Annotated in this window: 17 protein-coding genes; 7 read left to right on the plus strand and 10 right to left on the minus strand. The window is 57.1% G+C overall.

The window, feature by feature from the left end; all coding sequences use genetic code 11:
* Window positions 1-128: 128 nt before the first annotated feature.
* The 9 genes from argH to KK078_RS03915 form a co-directional block, all read right to left on the minus strand.
* Window positions 129-1463 (minus strand): argininosuccinate lyase, encoded by a 1335-nt coding sequence (gene argH, locus KK078_RS03875; RefSeq protein ID WP_254088930.1) that lies wholly within the window; start codon window positions 1461-1463, stop codon window positions 129-131.
* A gap of 3 nt (window positions 1464-1466) precedes the next feature.
* Entirely contained in the window at window positions 1467-2525 is a 1059-nt protein-coding gene (locus KK078_RS03880; RefSeq protein WP_254088931.1) for a M20 family metallo-hydrolase, read from the minus strand.
* A 42-nt stretch (window positions 2526-2567) separates the two neighbouring features.
* The gene (argB, locus tag KK078_RS03885; protein ID WP_254088932.1) at window positions 2568-3356 is read right to left on the minus strand and encodes an acetylglutamate kinase; all 789 of its coding nucleotides are present in this window, start codon (window positions 3354-3356) and stop codon (window positions 2568-2570) included.
* Window positions 3353-4306 carry a Rossmann-fold NAD(P)-binding domain-containing protein gene (locus KK078_RS03890; RefSeq protein WP_254088933.1) on the minus strand — a complete coding sequence of 318 codons (954 nt, stop codon included), beginning with the start codon at window positions 4304-4306 and terminating at the stop codon, window positions 3353-3355. Before KK078_RS03890 ends, argB begins: the two co-directional genes overlap by 4 nt.
* Window positions 4303-5424 (minus strand): aspartate aminotransferase family protein, encoded by a 1122-nt coding sequence (locus KK078_RS03895; RefSeq protein ID WP_254088934.1) that lies wholly within the window; start codon window positions 5422-5424, stop codon window positions 4303-4305. Before KK078_RS03895 ends, KK078_RS03890 begins: the two co-directional genes overlap by 4 nt.
* Before the next feature lie 42 nt (window positions 5425-5466).
* Window positions 5467-6444 carry an N-acetyl-gamma-glutamyl-phosphate reductase gene (gene argC, locus KK078_RS03900; protein WP_254088935.1) on the minus strand — a complete coding sequence of 326 codons (978 nt, stop codon included), beginning with the start codon at window positions 6442-6444 and terminating at the stop codon, window positions 5467-5469.
* Window positions 6434-7639, minus strand: coding sequence for an argininosuccinate synthase (locus tag KK078_RS03905; protein WP_254088936.1), 1206 nt, complete (start codon window positions 7637-7639; stop codon window positions 6434-6436). Before KK078_RS03905 ends, argC begins: the two co-directional genes overlap by 11 nt.
* Before the next feature lie 79 nt (window positions 7640-7718).
* The gene (locus KK078_RS03910; RefSeq protein WP_254088937.1) at window positions 7719-8534 is read right to left on the minus strand and encodes a GNAT family N-acetyltransferase; all 816 of its coding nucleotides are present in this window, start codon (window positions 8532-8534) and stop codon (window positions 7719-7721) included.
* Window positions 8535-9077: 543 nt separating this feature from the next.
* Window positions 9078-10121 (minus strand): PorP/SprF family type IX secretion system membrane protein, encoded by a 1044-nt coding sequence (locus KK078_RS03915; protein WP_254088938.1) that lies wholly within the window; start codon window positions 10119-10121, stop codon window positions 9078-9080.
* 311 nt (window positions 10122-10432) lie between these two features.
* Here KK078_RS03915 and KK078_RS03920 point away from each other — a divergent pair, with 311 nt between their 5' ends.
* The 4 genes from KK078_RS03920 to KK078_RS03935 all read left to right on the plus strand — a co-directional run bounded on the left by KK078_RS03920 (window position 10433) and on the right by KK078_RS03935 (window position 18684).
* Window positions 10433-15760 carry a T9SS type B sorting domain-containing protein gene (locus KK078_RS03920; protein WP_254088939.1) on the plus strand — a complete coding sequence of 1776 codons (5328 nt, stop codon included), beginning with the start codon at window positions 10433-10435 and terminating at the stop codon, window positions 15758-15760.
* Window positions 15761-15934: 174 nt separating this feature from the next.
* On the plus strand, window positions 15935-17581 hold the full coding sequence (locus tag KK078_RS03925) for a beta-N-acetylhexosaminidase (RefSeq protein ID WP_254088940.1): 1647 nt from the start codon (window positions 15935-15937) through the stop codon (window positions 17579-17581).
* Between the two features lie 137 nt (window positions 17582-17718).
* A complete protein-coding gene (locus tag KK078_RS03930) occupies window positions 17719-18066 on the plus strand; it encodes a hypothetical protein (protein ID WP_254088941.1) in 348 nt (115 codons plus the stop codon).
* A gap of 78 nt (window positions 18067-18144) precedes the next feature.
* Entirely contained in the window at window positions 18145-18684 is a 540-nt protein-coding gene (locus KK078_RS03935; protein ID WP_254088942.1) for an NUDIX hydrolase, read from the plus strand.
* Window positions 18685-18686: 2 nt separating this feature from the next.
* Here KK078_RS03935 and KK078_RS03940 read toward each other — a convergent pair whose 3' ends face one another.
* Window positions 18687-18848, minus strand: a complete 162-nt coding sequence (locus tag KK078_RS03940) for a hypothetical protein (protein WP_254088943.1) — start codon at window positions 18846-18848, stop codon at window positions 18687-18689.
* An 80-nt stretch (window positions 18849-18928) separates the two neighbouring features.
* Between KK078_RS03940 and KK078_RS03945 the strand changes: the two genes are divergently transcribed.
* The 3 genes from KK078_RS03945 to map are packed head-to-tail and all read left to right on the plus strand — an operon-like array spanning window position 18929 to window position 21805.
* Window positions 18929-19879: an L-threonylcarbamoyladenylate synthase gene (locus KK078_RS03945; RefSeq protein WP_254088944.1), complete on the plus strand. Its 951-nt coding sequence runs from the start codon at window positions 18929-18931 to the stop codon at window positions 19877-19879.
* A gap of 35 nt (window positions 19880-19914) precedes the next feature.
* Window positions 19915-21015: a 6-phosphofructokinase gene (locus tag KK078_RS03950; RefSeq protein WP_254088945.1), complete on the plus strand. Its 1101-nt coding sequence runs from the start codon at window positions 19915-19917 to the stop codon at window positions 21013-21015.
* Window positions 21016-21034: 19 nt separating this feature from the next.
* Window positions 21035-21805, plus strand: a complete 771-nt coding sequence (gene map, locus KK078_RS03955; RefSeq protein ID WP_254088946.1) for a type I methionyl aminopeptidase — start codon at window positions 21035-21037, stop codon at window positions 21803-21805.
* Window positions 21806-21960: the final 155 nt, after the last annotated feature.

A 21960-nucleotide genomic window follows, 5' to 3' on the forward strand; every position in this document is an offset into this window, starting at 1 on the left:
GCCCGTGTCTATTTCCGGTACGAAATAAAAAGACATGCCCGCAGACAAAAAGAAAGCACCTCACCGACACGCCGGTCGATGAGGAGTTAATTCTACAGTAGTATGGTTGTGTTGAAAAAGCTGGCGGATCAGCGCGCCAGCAATTTGTCGATGGCGGCTTTGTAGCGGTCGAACGCAAACCCCTTCAGGGTCTGTTCCATCATGCTGTTGATCGCCGGCAGGCTGAGATTGCCAATGCTGCCTTCGTGCGTATGCTGCACGGTCGTCGCGGGATTGTAACGGCCCTGCTCGATGTCCATACCTACCTGCTTGTAGGCATCGCGGAACGGTACGCCGGCCAGCACGAGCTTATTCACTTCCTCTACGCTGAACAGAAAAGTATACTTGGCATCGGCCAGTATATTTTCTTTTACCGCGATGTTCGACAACATCAGGTGCGTCATCTGCAGACAGTTCTTCAGGCTCTGGATCGCCGGGAACAAGATCTCCTTGAGCAACTGCATGTCGCGATGATACCCCGACGGCAGGTTGGCCGTCGCCAGGGCAATATCGTTTGGCAGTGCGGCCAGTTGGTTGCAGCGCCCCCGCACAAGCTCAAACACATCGGGGTTCTTTTTGTGCGGCATAATGCTGGACCCCGTCGTCAGCTCGTCGGGGAAGCTGATAAAACCGAAGTTCTGGTTCAGGAACAGGCACGCGTCCATCGACAGCTTGCTCAACGTCAGGGCGACGTTTGACAGGGCACCGGCCACAATGCGTTCCGTCTTGCCCCGTCCCATCTGCGCATACACTACGTTGTAGTTCAGGTCTTCAAACCCAAGCAGCGACGTCGTCAACGTACGGTTGAGCGGGAACGATGAGCCGTACCCCGCCGCGGAACCCAGCGGGTTTTTGTTCACCACGCGGTAGGCCGCTTGAAGCGTAATAAGATCGTCCACCAGGCTTTCGGCATACGCGCCGAACCACAGCCCGAACGACGAAGGCATGGCAAGCTGCAGGTGTGTATAGCCCGGCAGCAACCGATCCTTAAAAGCATCGCTCTGCGCCATCAGCAGGTCGAAGAGGTTCTTCACTTCTTCTGTCACCTGCTCGATCTCGTGCCGCAGGTATAACTTAATATCGACCAGCACCTGGTCGTTGCGCGATCGGCCGCTGTGGATCTTCTTGCCGACATCCCCCAGGCGGCGTGTCAGTTCCAGCTCCACCTGCGAGTGGATATCCTCCACCCCTTCCTCCACGCGAAAGTCGCCGGTGAGGATCTGCTGGTATATATCTTTTAAGGCGGTCGTCAGTACATCCAGCTCGGACTTTTCCAACAAGCCGATGGTTTGCAGCATCGTAATGTGTGCCAGCGAGCCCTGTACGTCAAACGGTGCCAGGAACATATCCATTTCCTGATCACGGCCCACGGTAAAGCGTTCTACTTCCTGCAGGGAGGTCTTATCTTTTTGCCAGAGTTTCATTGCTTATAGGATCACTTCGTTCAACACCTTGATATAGGTTTCGATGCCCTGCCGGATCTCATCCACAAAAATAAATTCATTGGCCGAGTGCGAGCGCGCAGAGTCACCGGGGCCCATCTTTACCGAGGGTGTGGGAATCAGCGCCTGGTCGGACGTCGTCGGTGAGCCATAGCGGTGTATGCCCAGCTTGATGGCCGCCTGCACCAGTGGATGCTCTTCGGCTATGCCTGACGGACGCATGCGCATGGAACGTGGCTTCACCTCGCTCTTGACGTTCTGCCGGATGATGTCCAGCAGTTCTTCCAGGGTATATTTGTCGGTGCAGCGTACGTCTACGGTGTAGTGGCACTCGGCGGGCACGACGTTGTGCTGTTTGCCGGCATTGATGATGGACACGGTCATTTTGATCGGTCCCAGGGTCTCCGACACGTCCGGATACCGGTAGGTACGGAACCACTCGATGTCGGGCAGCGCTTCATAGATGGCGTTGATACCTTCTTCGCGGGCCGCATGGCCCGCCTTGCCGTAGGCGATACAATCCAAAACCATCAGGCCTTTTTCCGCCGTCGCCATCTGACACAGGGTCGGTTCACCGACGATGGCAAAGTCGATCGCCGGCAGCGATGTCCAGATACTTTCCACGCCCCCGGTGCCGGAAATTTCTTCCTCCGCCGTGGCCGCCAGCACGATGTTATACTTCAGGTTCTGCTGCGGGTAGTAGTGCAGGAATGTGGCAATGAGCGATACGAGCGGTCCGCCGGCGTCGTTGCTGCCCAGGCCGAACAGTTTACCATCGATGACCTCGGGTTTGAACGGGTCGCGTGTATACTGGGGGTTGGGGCGCACGGTGTCGTGGTGCGAATTGAGAAGTACGGTTGGTTTGTTCGGATCGAAATACTGATTTTTTACCCAGATGTTGTTACCCTTGCGAAACGAGTTCACCCGTTCGCGCTCAAAAAAATCCTCCAATACCGAAGCCACCTCGTCTTCTTCCTTGCTGAACGACGGCACAGCAATGAGCCGCGTCAGCAGGTTAGTAGCCTTTTCGTGTAATGATTCCATAAGTGTGGTAGCCGTCAGGCCTCTGGTAGCCCGCCAACGTTGTTATATCGTGATCAAAGTTCCTTCTGTTTCGCTGCCGGTGTTCTTTAGCAGGTCTGATGCTTCACCGATCAGCACTTCTTTTACGCCGGTTTGAATCGCCGCATAAGCATTCTCCAATTTCGGCAATATCCCGTCAGCAAACACGCCGGCCGGCAATAATTCTTCGTATTTACTTTTGGGTAAATGTCGTATCACCGTGCCGGGATCGTTTACATTGCGCAGTACGCCCTTCTTCTCGAAGCAGAAGATCAGCCGCACGTCAAATTGCTTGCATAGCGCCACGGCCAGCACAGAGGCGATCGTATCGGCGTTGGTATTGAGGATCGCGCCCTCGGCATGCGTCAGCGGTGCAAATACCGGTACGATACCCGCGTGGAGCAGCGTGCTCAGGAAGTTTACATGTACCCCTTCTGGTGTGATATCGCCGACGAAACCATAGTCGACATCTTTTACCGGGCGTCGTACGGCCTTGATGGTATTTCCGTCCGCGCCCGTCAGACCGATGGCGTTCGTATTCAGCTTCTGCAGCGTGGCCACGATGTGTTTGTTGACCAACCCGCCGTATACCATTGTCACTACGTCGAGCGTGGCGGCGTCGGTGATACGCCGGCCGTTGACATATTTCGACTCGATGCCCAGGCTTTCGCCGATCTTGGTGGCGATCTTACCGCCACCGTGGATCAGGATCTTCGGCTCGCGTATCGCGGCAAAGTCTTGCAGAAATGCGCTCAGCGCCGGCGGGTTGTCCAGCACGTTACCGCCGATCTTGATGATAAAAAGTTTGCTCATTTGTTTCCGAGTAATTCGCTGATCACCGCCTGTGCCGCCCATACGCGGTTGGAGGCTTGTTGCGTCACGATGCTGTTGGCGCTGTCGAGGATCGCATCGCTCAGCTCTACGTTGCGGCGTACCGGCAGGCAGTGCATGACCCGGGCGTTGTTGGTAGGCTCCAGCTTTTTCGCCGTCAGCATCCAGGCCGGATCGTTGTTATAGATGCGACCGTAGTCGGTATAGGTACTCCAGTTCTTGACGTATACAAAGTCTGCACCTTGCAGCGCCTTGTCCTGGTTGGGCTCGTACGTGGCGCCCTGGGTGAATTTTTCGTCCAGCTCGTAGTCTTCCGGGTGCGTGATCACAAAATCTGCTTTGCCCCACGCGTTCACCCACTGTGCAAAGCTGTTGGCCACACACTGCGGCAACGCCTTTACGTGCGGTGCCCAGGTCAGCACAATACGCGGGCGGCGTTGCTCGCGAAAGGTCTCCTGAATGGTAATGATATCGGTCAGGCTCTGCAACGGGTGCAGCGTGGCGCTCTCCAGGCTCAACACCGGTATACCGGCATACTTCATGAACTGCTGGATGTATAGCTCGCTGTAATCGTCTACTTTGTTTTGCAGGGAAGGGAACGTGCGGATGCCCAGTACATCGAAGTACTTGCCCAGGATCGGCGCCGCGTCTTTTACGTGCTCGACCGTGTTGCCGCTCATGATGGCTTCATCTTCGAATTCCAGCGCCCAGCCGTCCTGGCCTACATTAAACACGATCACCTTCATGCCGAGGTTCTCGGCGGCGATCTGCGTGCTAAGGCGCGTGCGCATGCTGGGGTTGAGGAACAGCAGGCCCAGGCGCTTGCCGGCGCCGAGCGTCTGGCTTTTGAGCGCTTCCTTTTTAAAGGCGAGGGCTTTCGCTACGAGGGCGTCGATGTTATCGACATCGGCCACGGAGATAAAGTTCTTCATTTCAGTTCTTCAGTCAGGGCGGTTAAAAACAAGTCGGCTTCGGTGCGGGTCAGAGTCAGCGACGGCAACAACCGGATGGTGTTGGGCTTCGCTTCGCCGGTAAAGATCTTATGCTTGTGCAGCAGGTCGGTGCGTACCGAGGCTTTGTCGTCGGGCAGGTCGAAACCTATCATCAGGCCGCGGCCCCGCACATCTTTTAATGTCGGCATGGCTTTGAGCTTTTCGATCCAGTAGTTGCCTTGCACGGCGGCATTTTCGATGAGCTTCTCACGCTCGATCACTTCCAGTACGGCCAGGCCGGCAATCGACGCCAGGTAGTTGCCGCCGAAGGTCGTACCGAGCATACCACTCCACGGCTTGATGTCCGGGTGAATGAACACGCCTCCGATCGGGAAGCCGTTGCCCATGCCTTTGGCCGTGGTGATGACATGCGGGCAGACACCGGCATGCTGGTGCGCAAAGAATTTACCACTGCGGCCATAGCCGCTTTGAATTTCATCGAGAATAAAGATCGAGCCGTTGGCCCGGCACTGACGCTCCAGGAATTGCAGGAATGCATCGGTCGGCAGTTGGATACCGCCCACACCCTGGATGCCTTCGATAATGACCGCCGCCACGGTGGCGTCCAGCGCTGCGGTAAAGGCCGCCTCGTCGTTCATCGGCACAAACACGATCTCGTGGTTGGCATTAAAAGGCGCTACGATCTTGGGGTTGTCGGTCGCCGCCACGGCACCGGATGTACGGCCGTGAAAAGCCTTCTTAAAGGCGATCACTTTCTTGCGGCCGGTCACGAACGACGCCAGCTTCAGCGCGTTCTCATTGGCTTCCGCGCCTGAGTTACACAGGAAGAGCTGATAGTCGGGGTAGCCCGACACCGCGCCCAGCTTCTCGGCAAACTGCTCTTGCTGCGGGTTGCGTACGCTGTTGGAGTAAAAGGCGATCTTGTTGAGCTGATCGGTCAGCGCCTTTACATAATGCGGGTGCGAGTGGCCGATCGAGATCACGGCATGGCCGCCGTATAGATCCAGATATTTCTGCCCTTTGTCATCCCACAGCCAGGAGCCTTCGGCTTTGGCCGGTGTGATGTTGAACAACGGGTATACATCAAATAATTTCATGACACTGTAAGAAGTAAGTAGGTACGTGAAAGTGTAGTACAGTTAGAAGGCGATGCTCTTCAGCTTCAGCCCGGCCGTTTCTTCGAAGCCGAACAGCAGGTTCATGTTCTGCACGGCTTGTCCCGATGCGCCTTTCAGCAGGTTGTCGATCGCGGTATGTACCACCACTTTGTCGCCTTCCTTCTCGAGGCCCACGAGGCATTTATTGGTGTTCACCACCTGCTTCAGGTCCACGACGTCGTCATACACGACGGTGAAGGGATGCCCCTGGTAAAAGTCGTGGTATAGCTTCGCCACGTCTTCCAGCGACAATGCCGTCGAGATGACCGAGCTCACAAAAATGCCACGCGTAAAGTCGCCGCGCCACGGCACAAAGTTGATTGGGGCCGCAAAGCCCGGCTGTACCTGCGCGATCGTGCGTTTGATCTCGCGCAGGTGCTGGTGCGTAAGCGTTTTATAGGCCGAGATGTTATTGGCGCGCCACGTGAAATGGGTCGTGTCCTGCAGTTTCTGCCCGGCGCCGGTAGAACCGGTAATGCCGGTGGCATATACCTCGCCCAGGGCACCGGTCTTCGCCAGGGGCAGCAGTCCCAGCTGGATGGCCGTGGCAAAACAACCGGGGTTGGCGATATTGGAAGCCTGACGAATGGCGTCGCGGTTCAGCTCGGGCAGGCCGTACACAAACGTGCGGTCACCCGCCGTCTCGCCCAGGCGGAAATCCTGGCTCAGGTCGATGATCTTCACGCCGGCCCGAAACGGATTGTCTTGCAGGAACTTCTTACTCTCGCCGTGGCCCAGGCACAGAAAGACAACGTCTGCGGCATGCGCCAGGGAGTCGGTAAAGGTCAGTTCCGTATCGCCCCGCAGATCGGGATGGGCCGAATACAGCGGGTTGCCGGCGTTGCTGCGGCTATGTACGAAGGTCAGCTCTGCGTGCGGGTGGTTGAGGAGCAGCCGGATGGTCTCGCCGCCGGTATAACCCGCGCCGCCGACGATGCCTGCTTTGATTTTAGTGGCCATCGACGTCTGCTTTTACCTGGTGATAGATCGCCGTCTGGTTGCCGAAGATCTTCGTAAAGCCGATTACGTCGTCGCCGGTCCAGCCGAGGTTCATCTCGCCGTACTTGCCGAACTTCGACGACATGAGGTCGTAGGCCGACTCGATGCCCAGCGCTTGGAAACGGTAGGGATGCAGTTGGATCTGCACGGTACCGGTAACATGTTGTTGCGAGTTAGTCAGGAATGCTTCGATGTCGCGCATGATGGGGTCGAGGTACTGGCCTTCGTGCAGCCAGTTACCGTAGAATTGCGCCAGCTGGTCTTTCCAGCTCAGCTGCCATTTGGTGAGTACGTGTTTTTCGAGGGCGTGGTGTCCCTTCAGTACCAACATGGGCGCTGCGGCTTCAAAGCCTACGCGGCCTTTGATACCGATGATGGTATCGCCCACGTGTATGTCGCGGCCGATGCCGTACGGGCCGGCAATGCCTTGCAGGTATTGGATCGCGTCGGCAGGGTGCGCAAACGCTTTGTCGTTCACTTTCTTCAGCTCGCCTTTTTCAAAGGCCAGGGTTACGGTCTCGGTGCCGGTTTTGGTCACCTGCGTAGGCCATGCCTCTTCGGGCAGGGTACCCAGCGACTTCAGGGTTTCTTTACCGCCCACCGATGTTCCCCAGATGCCTTTGTTGACGGAGTACATGGCTTTGGTAAAGTTCATCTGCACGCCCTTCGACTGCAGGTAGGAAATCTCTTCTTCGCGCGAGAGCTTCAGCTCGCGGATGGGGGTGATGATCTCGATGCCGGGCACGAGTATATTCAGGATCATGTCGAAACGAACCTGGTCGTTGCCGGCGCCGGTGCTGCCGTGCGCGACGGCGTCTGCCTTCAGCTCGCGGGCATAGTTGGCCACCGCCAGCGCCTGCGACATGCGCTCGGCGCTTACGCTGAGGGGATAGGTGTTGTTCTTCAGGATATTGCCATACACCAGGTAGCGTATAACCTTGTCGTAGTAGTTGCGGGTCTCGTCAACGGTCTTATGCGATGCCACTCCCAGGTTGCGGGCGCGGGTCTCGATCTCCAGGACTTCCTGCTCATTAAAACCACCGGTGTTGACGGTGATGGTATGAACTTCAAATCCTTTTTCCTCGCCGAGGTATTTAACGCAGTAAGAGGTATCCAATCCTCCGCTAAATGCTAATACGACTTTCTTTTTGCTCATCTCTCCGGTTGAAGCGCCGTGGCTTGCAGCCTCCGGCTGGTTATAGTAAAGTTTAAGGTTTCAATAAAGGTCTTCCGCGTTACCAGAAGAAGAAAAAGCTCAGCAGCGACTTCTTGTCTTTGCTGCCGTTGCCTTCGTCTTTCTTCTCATCTTTCTTGCGAAACGACTTCAGCAGTACAAATTGCTTGAAGCGCAACCATCGCTCGAACAGCTTCTGGTTGCCGTCGAACTCGCGGTGGCGGTGTGTCGTCACCAGCTCGCCTTCCGGCGTGACGACCGTTTCGGCCGCCTTGGGGGCTTCCGCCTTCCGCTGAGCGTTCCGTTTTTCTTCGGCTTCGCGCAGCTTGGCTTCGGCTTCCACCGGGTCGAACAGCATGGCCGTACACATGCAGTTCTTGCGGCCCTTGCTCATCAGGATCTCGTAGTTCACACAGCTTTGGCAGCCTTTCCAGAACTCCTCGTCCGTGGTGAGCTCAGAGTAGGTCACAGGCTCGTAGCCCAGGTCGGAGTTGATCTTCATCACGGCCAGACCGGTCGTCAGACCAAAGATCTTCGCGTCGGGATATTTCTTACGCGACAGCGCAAACACGGCGCGTTTGATATCGGTGGCGACACCTGTCTTGCGGAAGGGCGGCGATACGATCAGGCCGGAGTTGGCCACATATTTCTCGTGCTCCCACGCCTCGATGTAGCAGAAGCCTGCCCAGGTACCATCGGGCGCCAGCGCGATGACGGCTTTGCCCTCCTCCATCTTGGTAACGATGTAGTCCGGCGAACGCTTGGCAATGCCGGTGCCACGCGCTTTTGCAGATTCAGCCATCTCGGTAACGATGGTCTCTGCGTAGTGTTTGTCGTCCACTGTTGCCAGTCGGACAATGAGATTATGCTTTTCCAAAGTGATTGCGAATTAAAATGTGAATGAAGAAAACACCAATGCTTTAAAAGCACGTGCCTAAAAGCACAAAAGGCGTGATATCCCGGACACCACGTCGATCAACAGAATGTTGTGTGATGGAGGTATCAGATACGCGCGAAGCGTACGGGTCGGGGTCGTCTGGTCACCATGCAGACAGTGTTTAAGAACCGGAACGTTCTTGCAGATTGGAGTGCAGCCTTGGCCGCAGATACTATGGTGAACAATGTTTTCAATTTCTTATCAAGCGTTAAATGTGAAACGTTAGATGAAACCCATTCAGTTTTTTATTTATTGTTGTTTGTAAATGCAAAATTAAACGGAAAAGTTTGGTTCATGGCAAACTTTTCGGCGTCAAAGTTTAAAATATTTTTCCAGCTAACGAGGGGTAGGTCGGAAGAGGCCTCTCACTACCCTAAAACTCGTTTCCTCTGAGGAAATAATTGTCGAAAACACAATGTACGTGTACGCGCGGGCAGGAAAAAAAAAGCCGTCTGCAGGGTGGCTGAGACGGCTTCGAAATGTCTAGAAATCCGGACAGGGAATGATCAGCTTATCCTTCGGCGGCTTGCGGGGGTTCCGCATCGGCCAGGTATAGACCAGGCTGAACTCGTGCGCGCCGCCACTGCCGGTGCCCAGCTTCGAGATGGTATAGTCGTAGCTGTAGCCGATGTTGATCGCATCCTTCGCGCCGATCTGCGTAAAACCGACCAGCAATACGATCGATTCGTTATTCACCGCGTCGCCCACTTTCTTGAACGGCACACCACGATACCACGTGCCGAGCACAAGCGGCTCGAACGTGAAATACAGGCCGAGGTCCATCTGGTCCCACTGGCCCTGGTGGCGGTACTGAAAGGCCGGCGAGATGCTACGCTCGGACTTGCGGGCGTATGCGCCCGATCCGGTCGTGCCGGGTGTCATAAAGAACTTAAAGCCGCCGTGCACAGACAGCTTCACGGGCAGCTTGCTTTCTTCGCCGATGAGGCTTTGGTTCGGTTGCGTCAAATGCCATGCTGACACGCCTAACCAAGCGCTCTTCGTAAAGAGCACACCCCCGAACGAAATGTCTACAAAGGTCTTGGCCGATTGCGTCTTGAACGTCTCGGCGGTTTGCTGGCTGATGAGCTGACCCGTATTGGGGTCGAACTGGTCGCCAAAGGTGAGCTTGTCGAAGTTTACGTCGCGGTTAAAGATGCCGATCTGTACGCCGGGGCGAAAGCCCAGCTCGCGGGTGATGGGCAGCTCATACGAATACTGCAAGCCCAGGCTGAGCGACCGGAGACCGGCCAGCCCTTCGCGGTCCTGTGACAGGATCACCCCCACCCCGCTGTTATAGTCTTCGATAAAATAATCGAAGTACGCCGACAGGGTGGTGAAGTTGGCATCGATCGAGGGCCACTGGTTGCGGTAGTTCAAGCCCGCGCGGGCCTGGTTTGTGCCTCCCGTCAGGGCTGGGTTGAGGTAGAGGGGAGCGGCATAAAACTGCGAAAATTGGGGGTCCTGAGCAGTTACCGCACCTTCCAACACCAGTATTAACGCGCACGAGAGCAGGATGATCCTGTACATTAAAAACGTTCTTTTTAGAGTAAGCACTTGAGGCAAATTAATGAAAACTTATCCGTTATCCGTTACAGGTTAACCGTTAATTGTTGACCACCGACCGGAAAAGCCGACGCCAGGACGGTTTATCATACCGAAACGCGACCCTTACGTGCTCTTTTCCCATCGGCGGCCAACGGGGCGGCAATCCCGGTAAGCGCATTTCCATTAACGCATTATTTAAGCCAAATTGTATACTTTAAAACAACTTGAGCGTTTTACATTTGACACTTTATTGAACCGAATCGTAAGTTCGACCACTTCAAAATCCGAGGAACGTGACCAGATATTTTTACCGACTGATCTTCTTGTTGGCCACCGTCATCCCTGCCGGTACCTATGCCCAGAACTTTTCGGGGCACAATTGGTACTTTGGCAACCGGGGCATACGGTTTAGCCGCGGCGACAATTCCGTTTCACTTATCACCAACCGCTACACCGGCCCCTTCGGCACCGGCGCCGGCGGTACCGCCGTGGTCTCCGATCCGTACACGGGCACGCTGTTGTTTTATACCGACGGCGTAAACGTCATCGACGCCTCCCACCGGGTCGCGCCGGGCGGGCCGCTGGGCGGTATTAACACCCGCAACCAGTCGGTGACAGTCTGCAAGAACCCCTCGTTCCCCGGCGAATATTATATCTTTTATGCCGTGGCGGGCGGCGGCGTGCAATACGCCGTGTTCGACTCCACCCGGATCGGCAATGGCACGGCCTTTGGCCAGCCACCCCTCGGTGAGCTGACAGACGTAAACAACGCCATCACCGGCTTGCCCACCGGCCTGTCAGAAGGCATGATCATGCTGCCCGACCCCAACTCCGACGGCTACTGGCTGGTGACCCATGCTTCCGCCTCGGCCACCTATCATTTCGTCAAGATCGACAACACCGGTGTGAACTATATCGGCAATGTTACGGCCGGCACGATCACCAACGCCGTCAATTTCTCATACCACCCGGCCACACGCACCCTGGGCGTCTCGCCGGGCGAAGCCGGCCGCAGCGTGGAGCTGGCGACGATCACCTTCCCCCCGGCCCCGGTGCCGCCGGCCCCGCAGACCCTGCCTACACTGGCTGTAACGTCCGTGCCCGGCTCGACGTCGCCGGTGGCCAATGGCATTTACGACACCGAGTTCAGCAGCAGCGGCCGCTACCTCTACGTTTCGCGTACCAGCGGTGGCGCCGGTGACGTCGTGCAATACGATCTGAAGCCCACCGCCACACCGACGCCGGCTCCTGCCTCGGTGCTTACCGGCACAGCCCCCACGGCAGGCTTCGGTCTGCAGATGGGCCCCGACAGCGTGCTGTATTACCTCTATGCCTCCGGCGCCAATGTGGCCCTGGGCGGCTTCACCAATACCGACACCGTAGCGTCTGAAGTGGACTACGACGCCAGCATTTTTGCTGGCAACTTCGGTGCCCGCCAGTTCCCGTCGTTCGCACCGTTCGACAGTGTCAACTGGGTGCTGGACTTCACGTCCGACGGTACCTGCGCCAACTCCAACATTTCGTTCTTCCCCGAGGTGAAGCCGCAGGCCGACAGCCTCGTGTGGACCTTTGGCGACGGCGGCACCTCCAGCGAGTGGAGCCCGGTATATAACTATCCGGATGAAGGCACCTATACCGTAACGATGAAGGCTTACCTCAACGGCCAGGTCGATAGTGTATGGCATGATCTGACCATTCAGCCATTCGACGCGCAGATCAGCCTGGTGCAGGACACCACCGCGTGTAGCTGCGAGCTGCCCTTTCCGAAAGCCAACCCCGTGCCGACACCGCCCGGCCCGTGTAACCGCTTTACACTGACGGCCCAGATTAACGCCGGCAGCGGCGGGACGCCGAGCTGGCAATGGTACGGCCCCGCCGGCCCCATCGGCTCGCCGTCTTCCGGCACGACGGCTACGCTGCAGCCCGACTCCGCCGGATATTATTTCCTCGTGGCGACGGTCGGCTCCTGCCAAACCTCCGCGGGTGTCAACATTAAAGAGTACAATGTACAGGACCAGCGTGCCAACATCTGGTATTTTGGTAATCAAGCCGGCATTGATTTCAACCCGGTGTTTGATAACCCGCCCGGCGCGCCCGAAGCGATCACCAACCCGGTGATGGATGCCCTCGAAGGCACATCAACGATCTCCGACCGCAACGGCCAGGTGATCTTCTTCACCGACGGCAACACGGTGTGGAACCACGATTTTGATGTGGTCGGCACCGACATCGGTGGCGTAAACGACAACTCATCACAGGCAGCACTGATCATTCCGGTGCCCGGCGACGAGACGTTGTACTATATCTTCACGACGGAAGAGATCCCCGGTACCGGCACCTACCGCCTGGCCTACTCCCTCTACGATATCAAGCTCAACTTCCCGACGGGCGGTCTGCGGGCCAAAAACGTCACACTCTTTACCCGTAGCACCGAGCGCATCACCGGTAACGAGAACTGGCTCATTGCCCACGAGTATGGCAACAATATATTCCGCGCGTACCGCATCACCACCGCCGGCATCGACAATCCTATTTTCTCCGGCATCGGCTCGGATCATAACATTGCCTTCCCGACCAACGCCGAGGGTTACATGCGCCTGGGGCCGCAGAACCGCCTGGCAGTACCGATCTATACCCCCGGTGTTTCCAACATCGTGGAAGTATTCGACTTCATCGACTCGGCCGGTACGGTTACAAACCTGCGCACCATCAACCTGAACAATACTTCCGGACAGGCGTACGGCGTGGAGTTCGGCGCGGGTGGCAACAAACTGTATGTTTCCCTGCTCGGCTCGCCGTCGTCGAAACTTTACGAATATGCGTTCGATACGCTGGGCATTCCACACCAGCCCAGCGGCACGCCGCGCATGTCCGACGCCGACTATCCACAAGGGCTGGGCGCCATTGTCATGGGCCCGGACCAGCAGGTCTATGTAGCCGTCAAGGACCAACCCGCCCTGGGTGTGATCACGGTCGTGCCGGATACGGCACGCGCGTCGAGCTTCCAGATCGATGCATTTCCGCTGGCCGGCGGCACCGTAAGCCGGTTGGGCTTGCCGAACTTTATCCAGATCATTTCCGATGCGCCGCAAGGGCCGTCCATTGCGCATACCGGGGAGTGTATGGGATCTCCCACGAGCTTTACCGGCTCGGGCACGGACCCGATCGACGTGCTCACCTGGGCCTTTGGCGATGGGGGCGGCCAGTCAGGTGTGAACCTCACGGAGGTCGAACATACCTATCCCACGACAGCCGTCGCGACCACCTATATTGTGACGCTCAGCATTAGTAACCGATGTGTCGGACTGGTAGAGGTGTTGCGCGATACCGTCACCATCTATCCTCCGCCGCCGGACCCGTCCACGTCGTTGTCGCTGTGTACGCCGCCGATGGTGATCGATGCCAACCCCACCGACACGCCCGGCCTGGAGTACCTCTGGGAAGATGGTGAGACAACAGAGACGCTTACCATCAGCGAGCCGCGCACGTACTTTGTTACGGTCACCAGCACAGCCACGCAGTGTAGCACCGAAGGTGCGATCCGCGTAAACCCGGCCCTTGTCACGATCAATCTTGGCCCGGACGCTGTCGCTTGCTCGGCCCCCAATACGGGGCTGACGCTGAACACCGGTATCAATATCCCCAACGGCCACACGTGGACGCTAAATGGCGCCAACCTCGGTAACACGGGCCCGACACAGCCGGTAGACTTCTCGACCGCCGGTACATTTACATACATCGCAACGTATACGGGCCCCGCTCCGCAGAACTGCGTCACGCGCGATACGATCACATTCACGGTAAACCAATCACCGACCGTAACGTTAACACCGGGTGCCGCTATTACCTGCGGTACGAATACCGGCCAGCTTACGGCGGTCGTAACACAAAGCACCAATTACTTCTATAGCTTCACCGGCCCGACGGCGATTCCGAACGGCACCTCGCCGATCACCGTGCCGTTCACCGGCCTGACGGCAGGTACGTATACCATTACGGTCAACGATCAGGCCAACGGCTGCCCGGCGGGTGCCACGGCTACGATCAACGGCGCGGGCATGCCCACGATCACTCCCGTCAATCAGGCCGCCTGCGATCTAACACCGCAGCCTGTCACCATCCAGTCATCCGCCCCAGGCTTTCTCACGACGGATATGTATACCATACTGGACGCGAACACGGGAGACGTGGTCGAATCGGGTCCTGTACCGACACCCGGAGTGCAGTTTCAAACGGGGGGATTGACGCCCGGTAATTATAACATAACCGTGTACAGAGGCGGGGCCCCTCCGGCCGGCTGTCCGACGGGCGCGTCCATAACACTGAACCAGGGCCCGGAGATTCCCAACGTAAGCATCGACATCACGCAGCTTTGCGCTGCAGCGCCCCAGGTAACGGCCGTCGCCCCGCCGGGCCCAACGTATACTTATTTTTGGAGCAGCTCCCCTGTCGGCCTCACCGGCGCCACGGCAACGATCCCTGTAAACCTGCCGCCAGGGCAATATACCCTGGATGTAGTGGTCGATGATGGCCCCGGAGGAAACTGTCCGACGGATGCCCAGATCGACGTCGCGATCGAGCCGGGCTTTGGCGCGGATATTCAATACGACCCTTGTACCACTCCCGTTGTTCTGAACGGTATGGTGGTGAACGGCGCACGACCGGCGGCCAGCTACTTCTATACCTGGACAGGTCCGGGTGTTAGCGGCACGGGCATGCAGTTCGTGGCGACGGTGGAGGGCGACTATACTTTGCGGATCCAAAATCCTGCGTCGGGCTGCTTCGCCGTACCGGATGCTGTCGAAGAAGATGTGCGCCTGCTCGGCCCGCTGACCGTGCAGATCCTGCCGCCGGACAGCCCGCCGTGTGACAATGCTGCGTTCACGCTGGAAGCAGCACCGAGCCGCACCGTATCGACGTATCAATGGGCGTTGAATAGCACGGAGATCAGCGGCGAAACAACCGCACAGCTTGACAACCAGCGCGCGGCGGGTCTCTACGGTGTCAAAGTGAGCGACGGTCGCTGTGAAGCCGAAGCCGCGCTGCAGATCTTCCTGGCGCCGTCTACACCAGGCGTCATGCAAGACAATTTCGTGATCTGCCCCGACCCGAACGCCCCGCCGAATGTGCAGGTGGCTTACCTTGATCCGGGCGCGGGCTTTGCAAGTTATGCCTGGTATCAACTCGTCGGCACCAGCGAGTCGGCGTTACCCTTCTTCGGCCAGATCTATGAGGCCCGGGAAGCCGGTAGCTATCGGGTAAGAATGGAAAATGCATTCGGCTGCGAAACGTCCGATGACGCGATCGTAGAAGTGAACTGCGATCCGGTCATCAACGCACCGAACGCCTTCCGCCCCACCAGCGGGCTGAATGCCAACCAGATGTTCCATATCTTTACATTCTATGTAGCCGAAGAAGGTTTCCAGATCTATATCTTCAACCGCTGGGGTGAAATGGTCTTTGAATCCAGCGACCTGGCCTTTGCCTGGAACGGGGGCTACAAGAACAACGCCGGCCAGTTAATGCCTGCGGGCACGTACTCGTATGTATTGAAATACAAGAGCAAAGAGGAAAATGCGGAAACCCGCGAAAAACGCGGTGGCGTATTGCTGTTGCGATAGAACGCAATAAGCTCAACATTGACACATATCCCGGCTCCGTGCATCTCCCGATGCCGGAGCCGGCTGTTTTTTACCCCCCATCCGACGGATACAACTGCCCGTACGCGCTTCGTTGATTATTGACGATTGTTTTCCTAACTATGTAAGGAACAGAATCCTGGATCTGCAACGTATATGAAAAAATTATTGTATGCCGCCCTGGCGTGGCTGCTGCTGGCAGCGTGTGGCGGGGAGGAGAAATCCGCCGACCCGACCGACTTTCACATCATCCCCAAACCGGCGTCGCTTGTACCCGGCACTGAGGTACTCGACTGGGACAATAAGAAGATCGCCATCATCGCCGGGAGCGCCGAAGAGAAGAACGTCGGCAACTTGCTGGCCGAATTCCTGAAAGCCAAAAAGTTAAACGCCACGGTGTCCGAGTTCTCGGACGATGCCGACAAGATCGCACTCTATACCGCCGAAGATCCGGCGCTCGGCAACGAAGGCTATACGCTGACGGTAGATGAAAAAGGCGTGAGCCTGACCGCCGCCAGCGGCGCGGGTTTGTTTTACGGCATGCAGACCTTATTACAACTCATTCCCGAAAATGGTAAGACGGTACCGTTCGTGACGATCACCGACCAACCGCGCTTTGCCTACCGCGGTCTTCACCTCGACGTATGCCGCCACATGTTCCCGCCCGAGTTTATCAAGAAGTATATCGACCTGCTGGCACACCACAAGTTCAACCGCTTCCACTGGCACCTGACAGACGACCAGGGCTGGCGCATCGAGGTCAAAAAATATCCGAAGCTGCAGGAGATCGCAGCATTCCGCAAGGAGACCGTCATCGGCCATGCCCGTGACGCCGATCCCAGCAACCCGAAAGATTTCGACGGCAAACGCTATGGCGGCTACTATACACAGGAAGAGGTAAAAGAGATCGTCAAATATGCTGCCGATCGGTATGTTACGATCATCCCGGAAATTGAGATGCCGGGCCATGCGCTGGCGGCGTTGTCGGCCTATCCGGCGCTGGGTTGTACGGGCGGCCCATACCAGGCGGCTACCACGTGGGGGGTCTTCGACGACATATTTTGTGCCGGCAAAGAAGAGACGTTCACATTCCTGGAGGGCGTGCTCGACGAGGTCATTACGCTGTTCCCCAGCAAATATATACACGTCGGGGGCGATGAATGCCCCAAGGCCAGATGGGATGCCTGCCCGCACTGCAAAAAACGGATGAAAACCGAGCACCTCAAAAATTCACATGAACTGCAGAGCTACTTCGTTCAGCGCGTCGAAAAGTACCTCAACAGCAAAGACCGGCAGATCATTGGTTGGGATGAGATCCTGGAAGGCGGCCTGGCCCCTAACGCTACCGTTATGAGCTGGCGCGGAGAAGAAGGCGGCATCGCGGCCGCCCAGCAAGGCCACGACGTGATCATGACGCCGACGGGCTGGTGTTACTTCGACTATTACCAGGACACTACCAGCGAGAACCAGCCGCTCGCGATCGGCGGCTACCTGCCGGTAAGCAAGGTATATTCATACGAGCCCATCCCGGCCCTGCTGAACGATGACGAGGCAAAACATATACTCGGTGTGCAAGCGAACTTGTGGACGGAATATATTCCCACGACCGACCACGTGGAGTATATGATGTACCCGCGCGCCTGTGCCATGGCCGAGGTGGCGTGGGCGGCCAAAGAGAACCGTAACTATGAGGACTTTCTGACCCGTCTGAATACCCACTTTCGACAGCTCGATGCCTGGGATGTACACTATGCCAAGCATCTGCAACACGCCACGGACAGCACGGTCGCCTCAAAGAAATAATTGACCGCTTACAGACGGATTCCTGAAAACTTCCGTGCTTTAAACACGGTTTCCGTTTACCTTTGGAGCCTGTTGACCCAAAACGTTGACAGGCGTCATTTTTGATAAGCTTTATCGATTAAACGTATCTTGCTAGTATGAAACGATCATTCAAATTCCTGGGAGCTGCCGCCGTTTTGCTGGTGGCCATGAGCTTTCAAATCATCAAAACACAGCTTACGGTAACGATCCGCAATGAGCTGGGGAACACCGAGCAGGGTGTCAGTGTGCAACTGTTCGAAACCGAAGAGGACTATAAGAACGAAACCAACGTTGCCGCGCAGGGTGTGACCGATGCCAAAGGCGTGGTCAAATTGAAAGACCTGAAGGCTACATCGTACTTCGTATTGGCGAAGAAAGACGACAAAGATAACTTTGGCGGCGGCGAGCAGACGGGCAAGCTGGAAGCCAACCGCATCAATAAAGTAACGGTCGTTATCCAGTAACAATCTCTCTGCGAAAAGCAGCAATACCTCCCGTCGGCTACCGGCGGGAGGTTTATTTTTTCTTACCAACGCCGCCCCATGTCCTCTCCCCTGCCATCGCTATACCCAACCCTGCAAGCCTATACCAGTCGCTTTACCGAAGAGCTGACATTCCGCGAGCAGTTCTTTTCCCTGCTCACCCATCCGCGTGCATTTCACCGCGACCATTTGCCCGGCCACATTACAGGTTCTGCCTGGATCGTCGACAGCGACACCCGGTTTGTATTGCTCACGCATCATGCCAAGCTCAACAAGTGGTTGCAACCCGGTGGCCATGCCGACGGCAACCCTGATGTACAACAGGTGGCACTCCGTGAGGCGTGGGAAGAGACTGGTCTCAAAAGCCTGCAATTACGCACGCCGGCGATCTTCGACATCGACATCCACACGATACCGGCGCGGAAGGACTTTCCGGAACACCTGCATTTCGACGTACGATTTTTGGTCGAAGCCGATCGCCACGAGCCCCTGGTCATTACCCACGAGTCGAACGACCTGCAATGGGTCGCGCTCGACAGGCTGGCGGATTACACCACCCAACGCTCCCTGGCGCGCATGCGTGAAAAGCTCTGTACCTGATGTTATTTGCTGCTGATGAGCAGCAGTACGAAGCCGGCCGTCACCATCCAGAATTTATACCCTGAAATAAAGGGAACGGCCACCCATCCCATGTACATCAGCACGGCCAGCGCGGCAAGAATAATGGCTATAATTTTTAGAACAGATCGCGTTTTGTTGCTCATGGCAGGTATATACGGTTACGATTTTACAGGTGTAAAGGTGATGGTTTTAGCAGAAAAGAAAAAAACTTAGTTTTGGGGCCATGGCGGAAATCGGCACAGACATCGGCATTGCCAAAGCCCTACTCGAAGAAGCCCAGGTGGTGGCGATCCCGACGGAAACCGTCTACGGGCTGGCGGCCAACGCCTTATCCGTGCCTGCCGTCACGCGCATCTTCACGGTAAAAAACCGCCCACAATTCGATCCGCTCATTGTACACGTGCCCAGCCTGGCGCGCGTACACGCATACGCCGAAGAAGTACCCGACGCGCTGCGCGCCCTGGCCGAACGCTTCTGGCCGGGCCCCCTCACCCTCCTGTTGAAAAAGCGCGCCATCATACCCGACCTGGTCACGTCGGGTCTCGACACCGTGGGCATTCGTTGCCCCGACCACGCGCTGACCCGGCAGTTACTGGAAACGTTAGATTTTCCCCTGGCCGCCCCCAGCGCCAATCCCTTCGGCTATGTAAGCCCCGTCACGCCCCAACACGTCAACGACCAGTTGGGCGACCGCATTCCCTATATCCTCGACGGCGGCCCCTGCCGGGTCGGCATCGAGTCTACGATCGTGGGGGTGGAAAACGATCAGACCACGATCTACCGCATGGGTGGCCTCAGCCTGGAGGACATCGAGCAGGTAGTCGGCCCGGTGCACGTGCAGGCGCACTCGTCGTCCAACCCCAAGGCGCCGGGGCAGCTCAAGAGTCACTATGCGCCGGGCAAGCGATTGATCCTGGGTACGATCGAAGACCTGTTGCAGCAGTACCCTGCGCACCGCTCGGCGCTGCTGACCTTTCAAGCCGACTTCAACTCCCCTTACCAGTTTATCCTCTCGCCTGCCGGTAGCCTGACGGAAGCTGCGCAACAGCTATTTACTGCGTTGCGAGCCTTCGACAAAATGCCGGTGGACTTTATCCTGGCCGAGCCGGTGCCTGACGAAGGCCTGGGCCGGGCCATCAACGACCGCCTGCGCCGCGCGGCCGCGGTTGACTAAAATTGCGTACTTTAAACGTCGTAAGACGAAACGCTATGGAAAAACCCAAGAAACTACTCGTCCTCACGGGCGGGGGCGACTGCCCCGGGCTCAATGCTGTTATCCGCGGTGTGGCAAAGCGCGCACGCAAGGAAAAAGACTGGGAAGTATATGGCAGCGTAGAAGCCTTCAACGGTGTATTCAGCGAGCCGAAGGAGCTCATTAAGCTCACCAGCAAGGTAACGGCGGGTATCCACGTAAAAGGCGGCACCATTCTCAAGACGACCAACAAGGGCAACCCGCTGAACTACCCGGCGGTGCAACCGGATGGCACGGTACTGATGTCCGACCGCTCGGACGACCTGGTGAAACGTCTGAAAGATCTGAAGTTCGATGCCATCGTCAACATCGGCGGCGACGGCTCGCAAAAAATATCGAAGGCCCTATACGACAAAGGGCTTCCCATCATCGGTGTGCCGAAGACCATCGACAACGACCTGGCGGCGACCGACTTCACCTTTGGTTTTCAAACCGCCGTACAAATTGCCACGGACAGCTTTGACAAGCTGGTGACGACGGCGGAAAGCCACCACCGCGTGATGATCATGGAAGTGATGGGCCGCGACGCGGGCTGGATCGCCTTACACACCGCCATCGCCGGTGGCGCGGAGATCTGCCTCATCCCCGAAATCCCGTACGACGTACGCAAGCTGGTGCGCCGCCTCAACCTGCGCTATAAAAAAGGCAGAGGTTTTGCCAACATCGTCGTAGCCGAAGGCGCCAAGCCGAAGGAAGGCACTGTTACCTCGCGGGCGGGCGAGAAAGGCTCGGAGCACGTGCGCCTGGGCGGCGTGGCCTACCAGCTCTCGCAGCAGTTAAAAGATGCCGGCTGCAAGGCCGAGATCCGCGAAACGGTATTGGGCCATGTACAACGCGGCGGTACGCCCGTCGCCTTTGATCGTGTGCTGGCAACTTTATTTGGTGTCCGGGCGTTCGAATTAGTGCTGGCCAACGACTTCGGCAAAATGGTATCGTATCGCAACAATGCCATCACGGCCGTGTCGCTGGAAGAAGCCACCAGCAGCCAGCAACTTGTCGACAAGGACTCGTATCTGGTGCAGGCAGCCAAAGGCCTCAATATCAGCTTTGGCGATTAGACACGCAGTATATATTCTTATGTCCATTACGTCTCAGACCGACCTGTTCAACCTCCGCAAAGCCAGCGAAGCGGTGGCCCTCACGTTGCGCCAGATGCGCGACTACGCCCGTCCCGGCATGACCACCCGTGAGCTCGACCACTACGGTGCGGCCTTGTTACAATCCTACGGTGCGCGCTCGGCGCCGTTCCTCACATACGGCTTTCCCGGGCACACGTGCATCAGCGTAAACCACGACGTGGCCCACGGCATACCTTCCGACAAGGTTGTACTGGCCGAAGGCGATCTGATCAACATCGATGTCTCGGCAGAGCTCAACGGCTACTGGGCCGACAACGGCGGCTCGTTTGTATTAGGACGCGACATCCACCAGCGCGGTGCCCTGGTGGACGCCTCGAAAAAGATCCTGCATAAAGCCATCCATAACATCCACGGCGGCGTGCGCATCGCCGACATCGGCCGGCTCATAGAAACCGAAGCGCGCAAAGCCGGCTTTACCGTGCTGCGCAACCTGGTAGGCCACGGCATCGGCCGGAGCTTGCACGAAGCGCCGCATGAGATCCCGTGCTACTACGATCGCCACAACCATGAGCGCTTCCGCAAGAACTCGGTGGTAGCGGTTGAAACGTTCATCTCTACCCGGGCTACGCTGGCGCATCAGAAGAACGATGGATGGACGCTGACGACGCGCGACAAGAGCTTTGTGGCGCAGCATGAGCATACGATTGTCATTACGGACGGGCCTCCTATTATTCTGACGGAGGCGAACCAGGTTTGGGATACGGTGTAGCCGTGCCCCAAGTGGTCGGAAGACACGCCGCAGGGGGCGTTGGAAAAATAAAAATCTGCTCATGTTAAAAAAAGCAATCGATTGTTCTGCCTGGGCCTCCATTTTTAATTCTTGCCAATATCCCCTCACAACGCAAAAATCTTAGCTTTGCTGTC

It is taken from the genome of Dawidia soli (assembly GCF_018598185.1).
GTDB lineage: Bacteria > Bacteroidota > Bacteroidia > Cytophagales > Cyclobacteriaceae > Ohtaekwangia > Ohtaekwangia soli.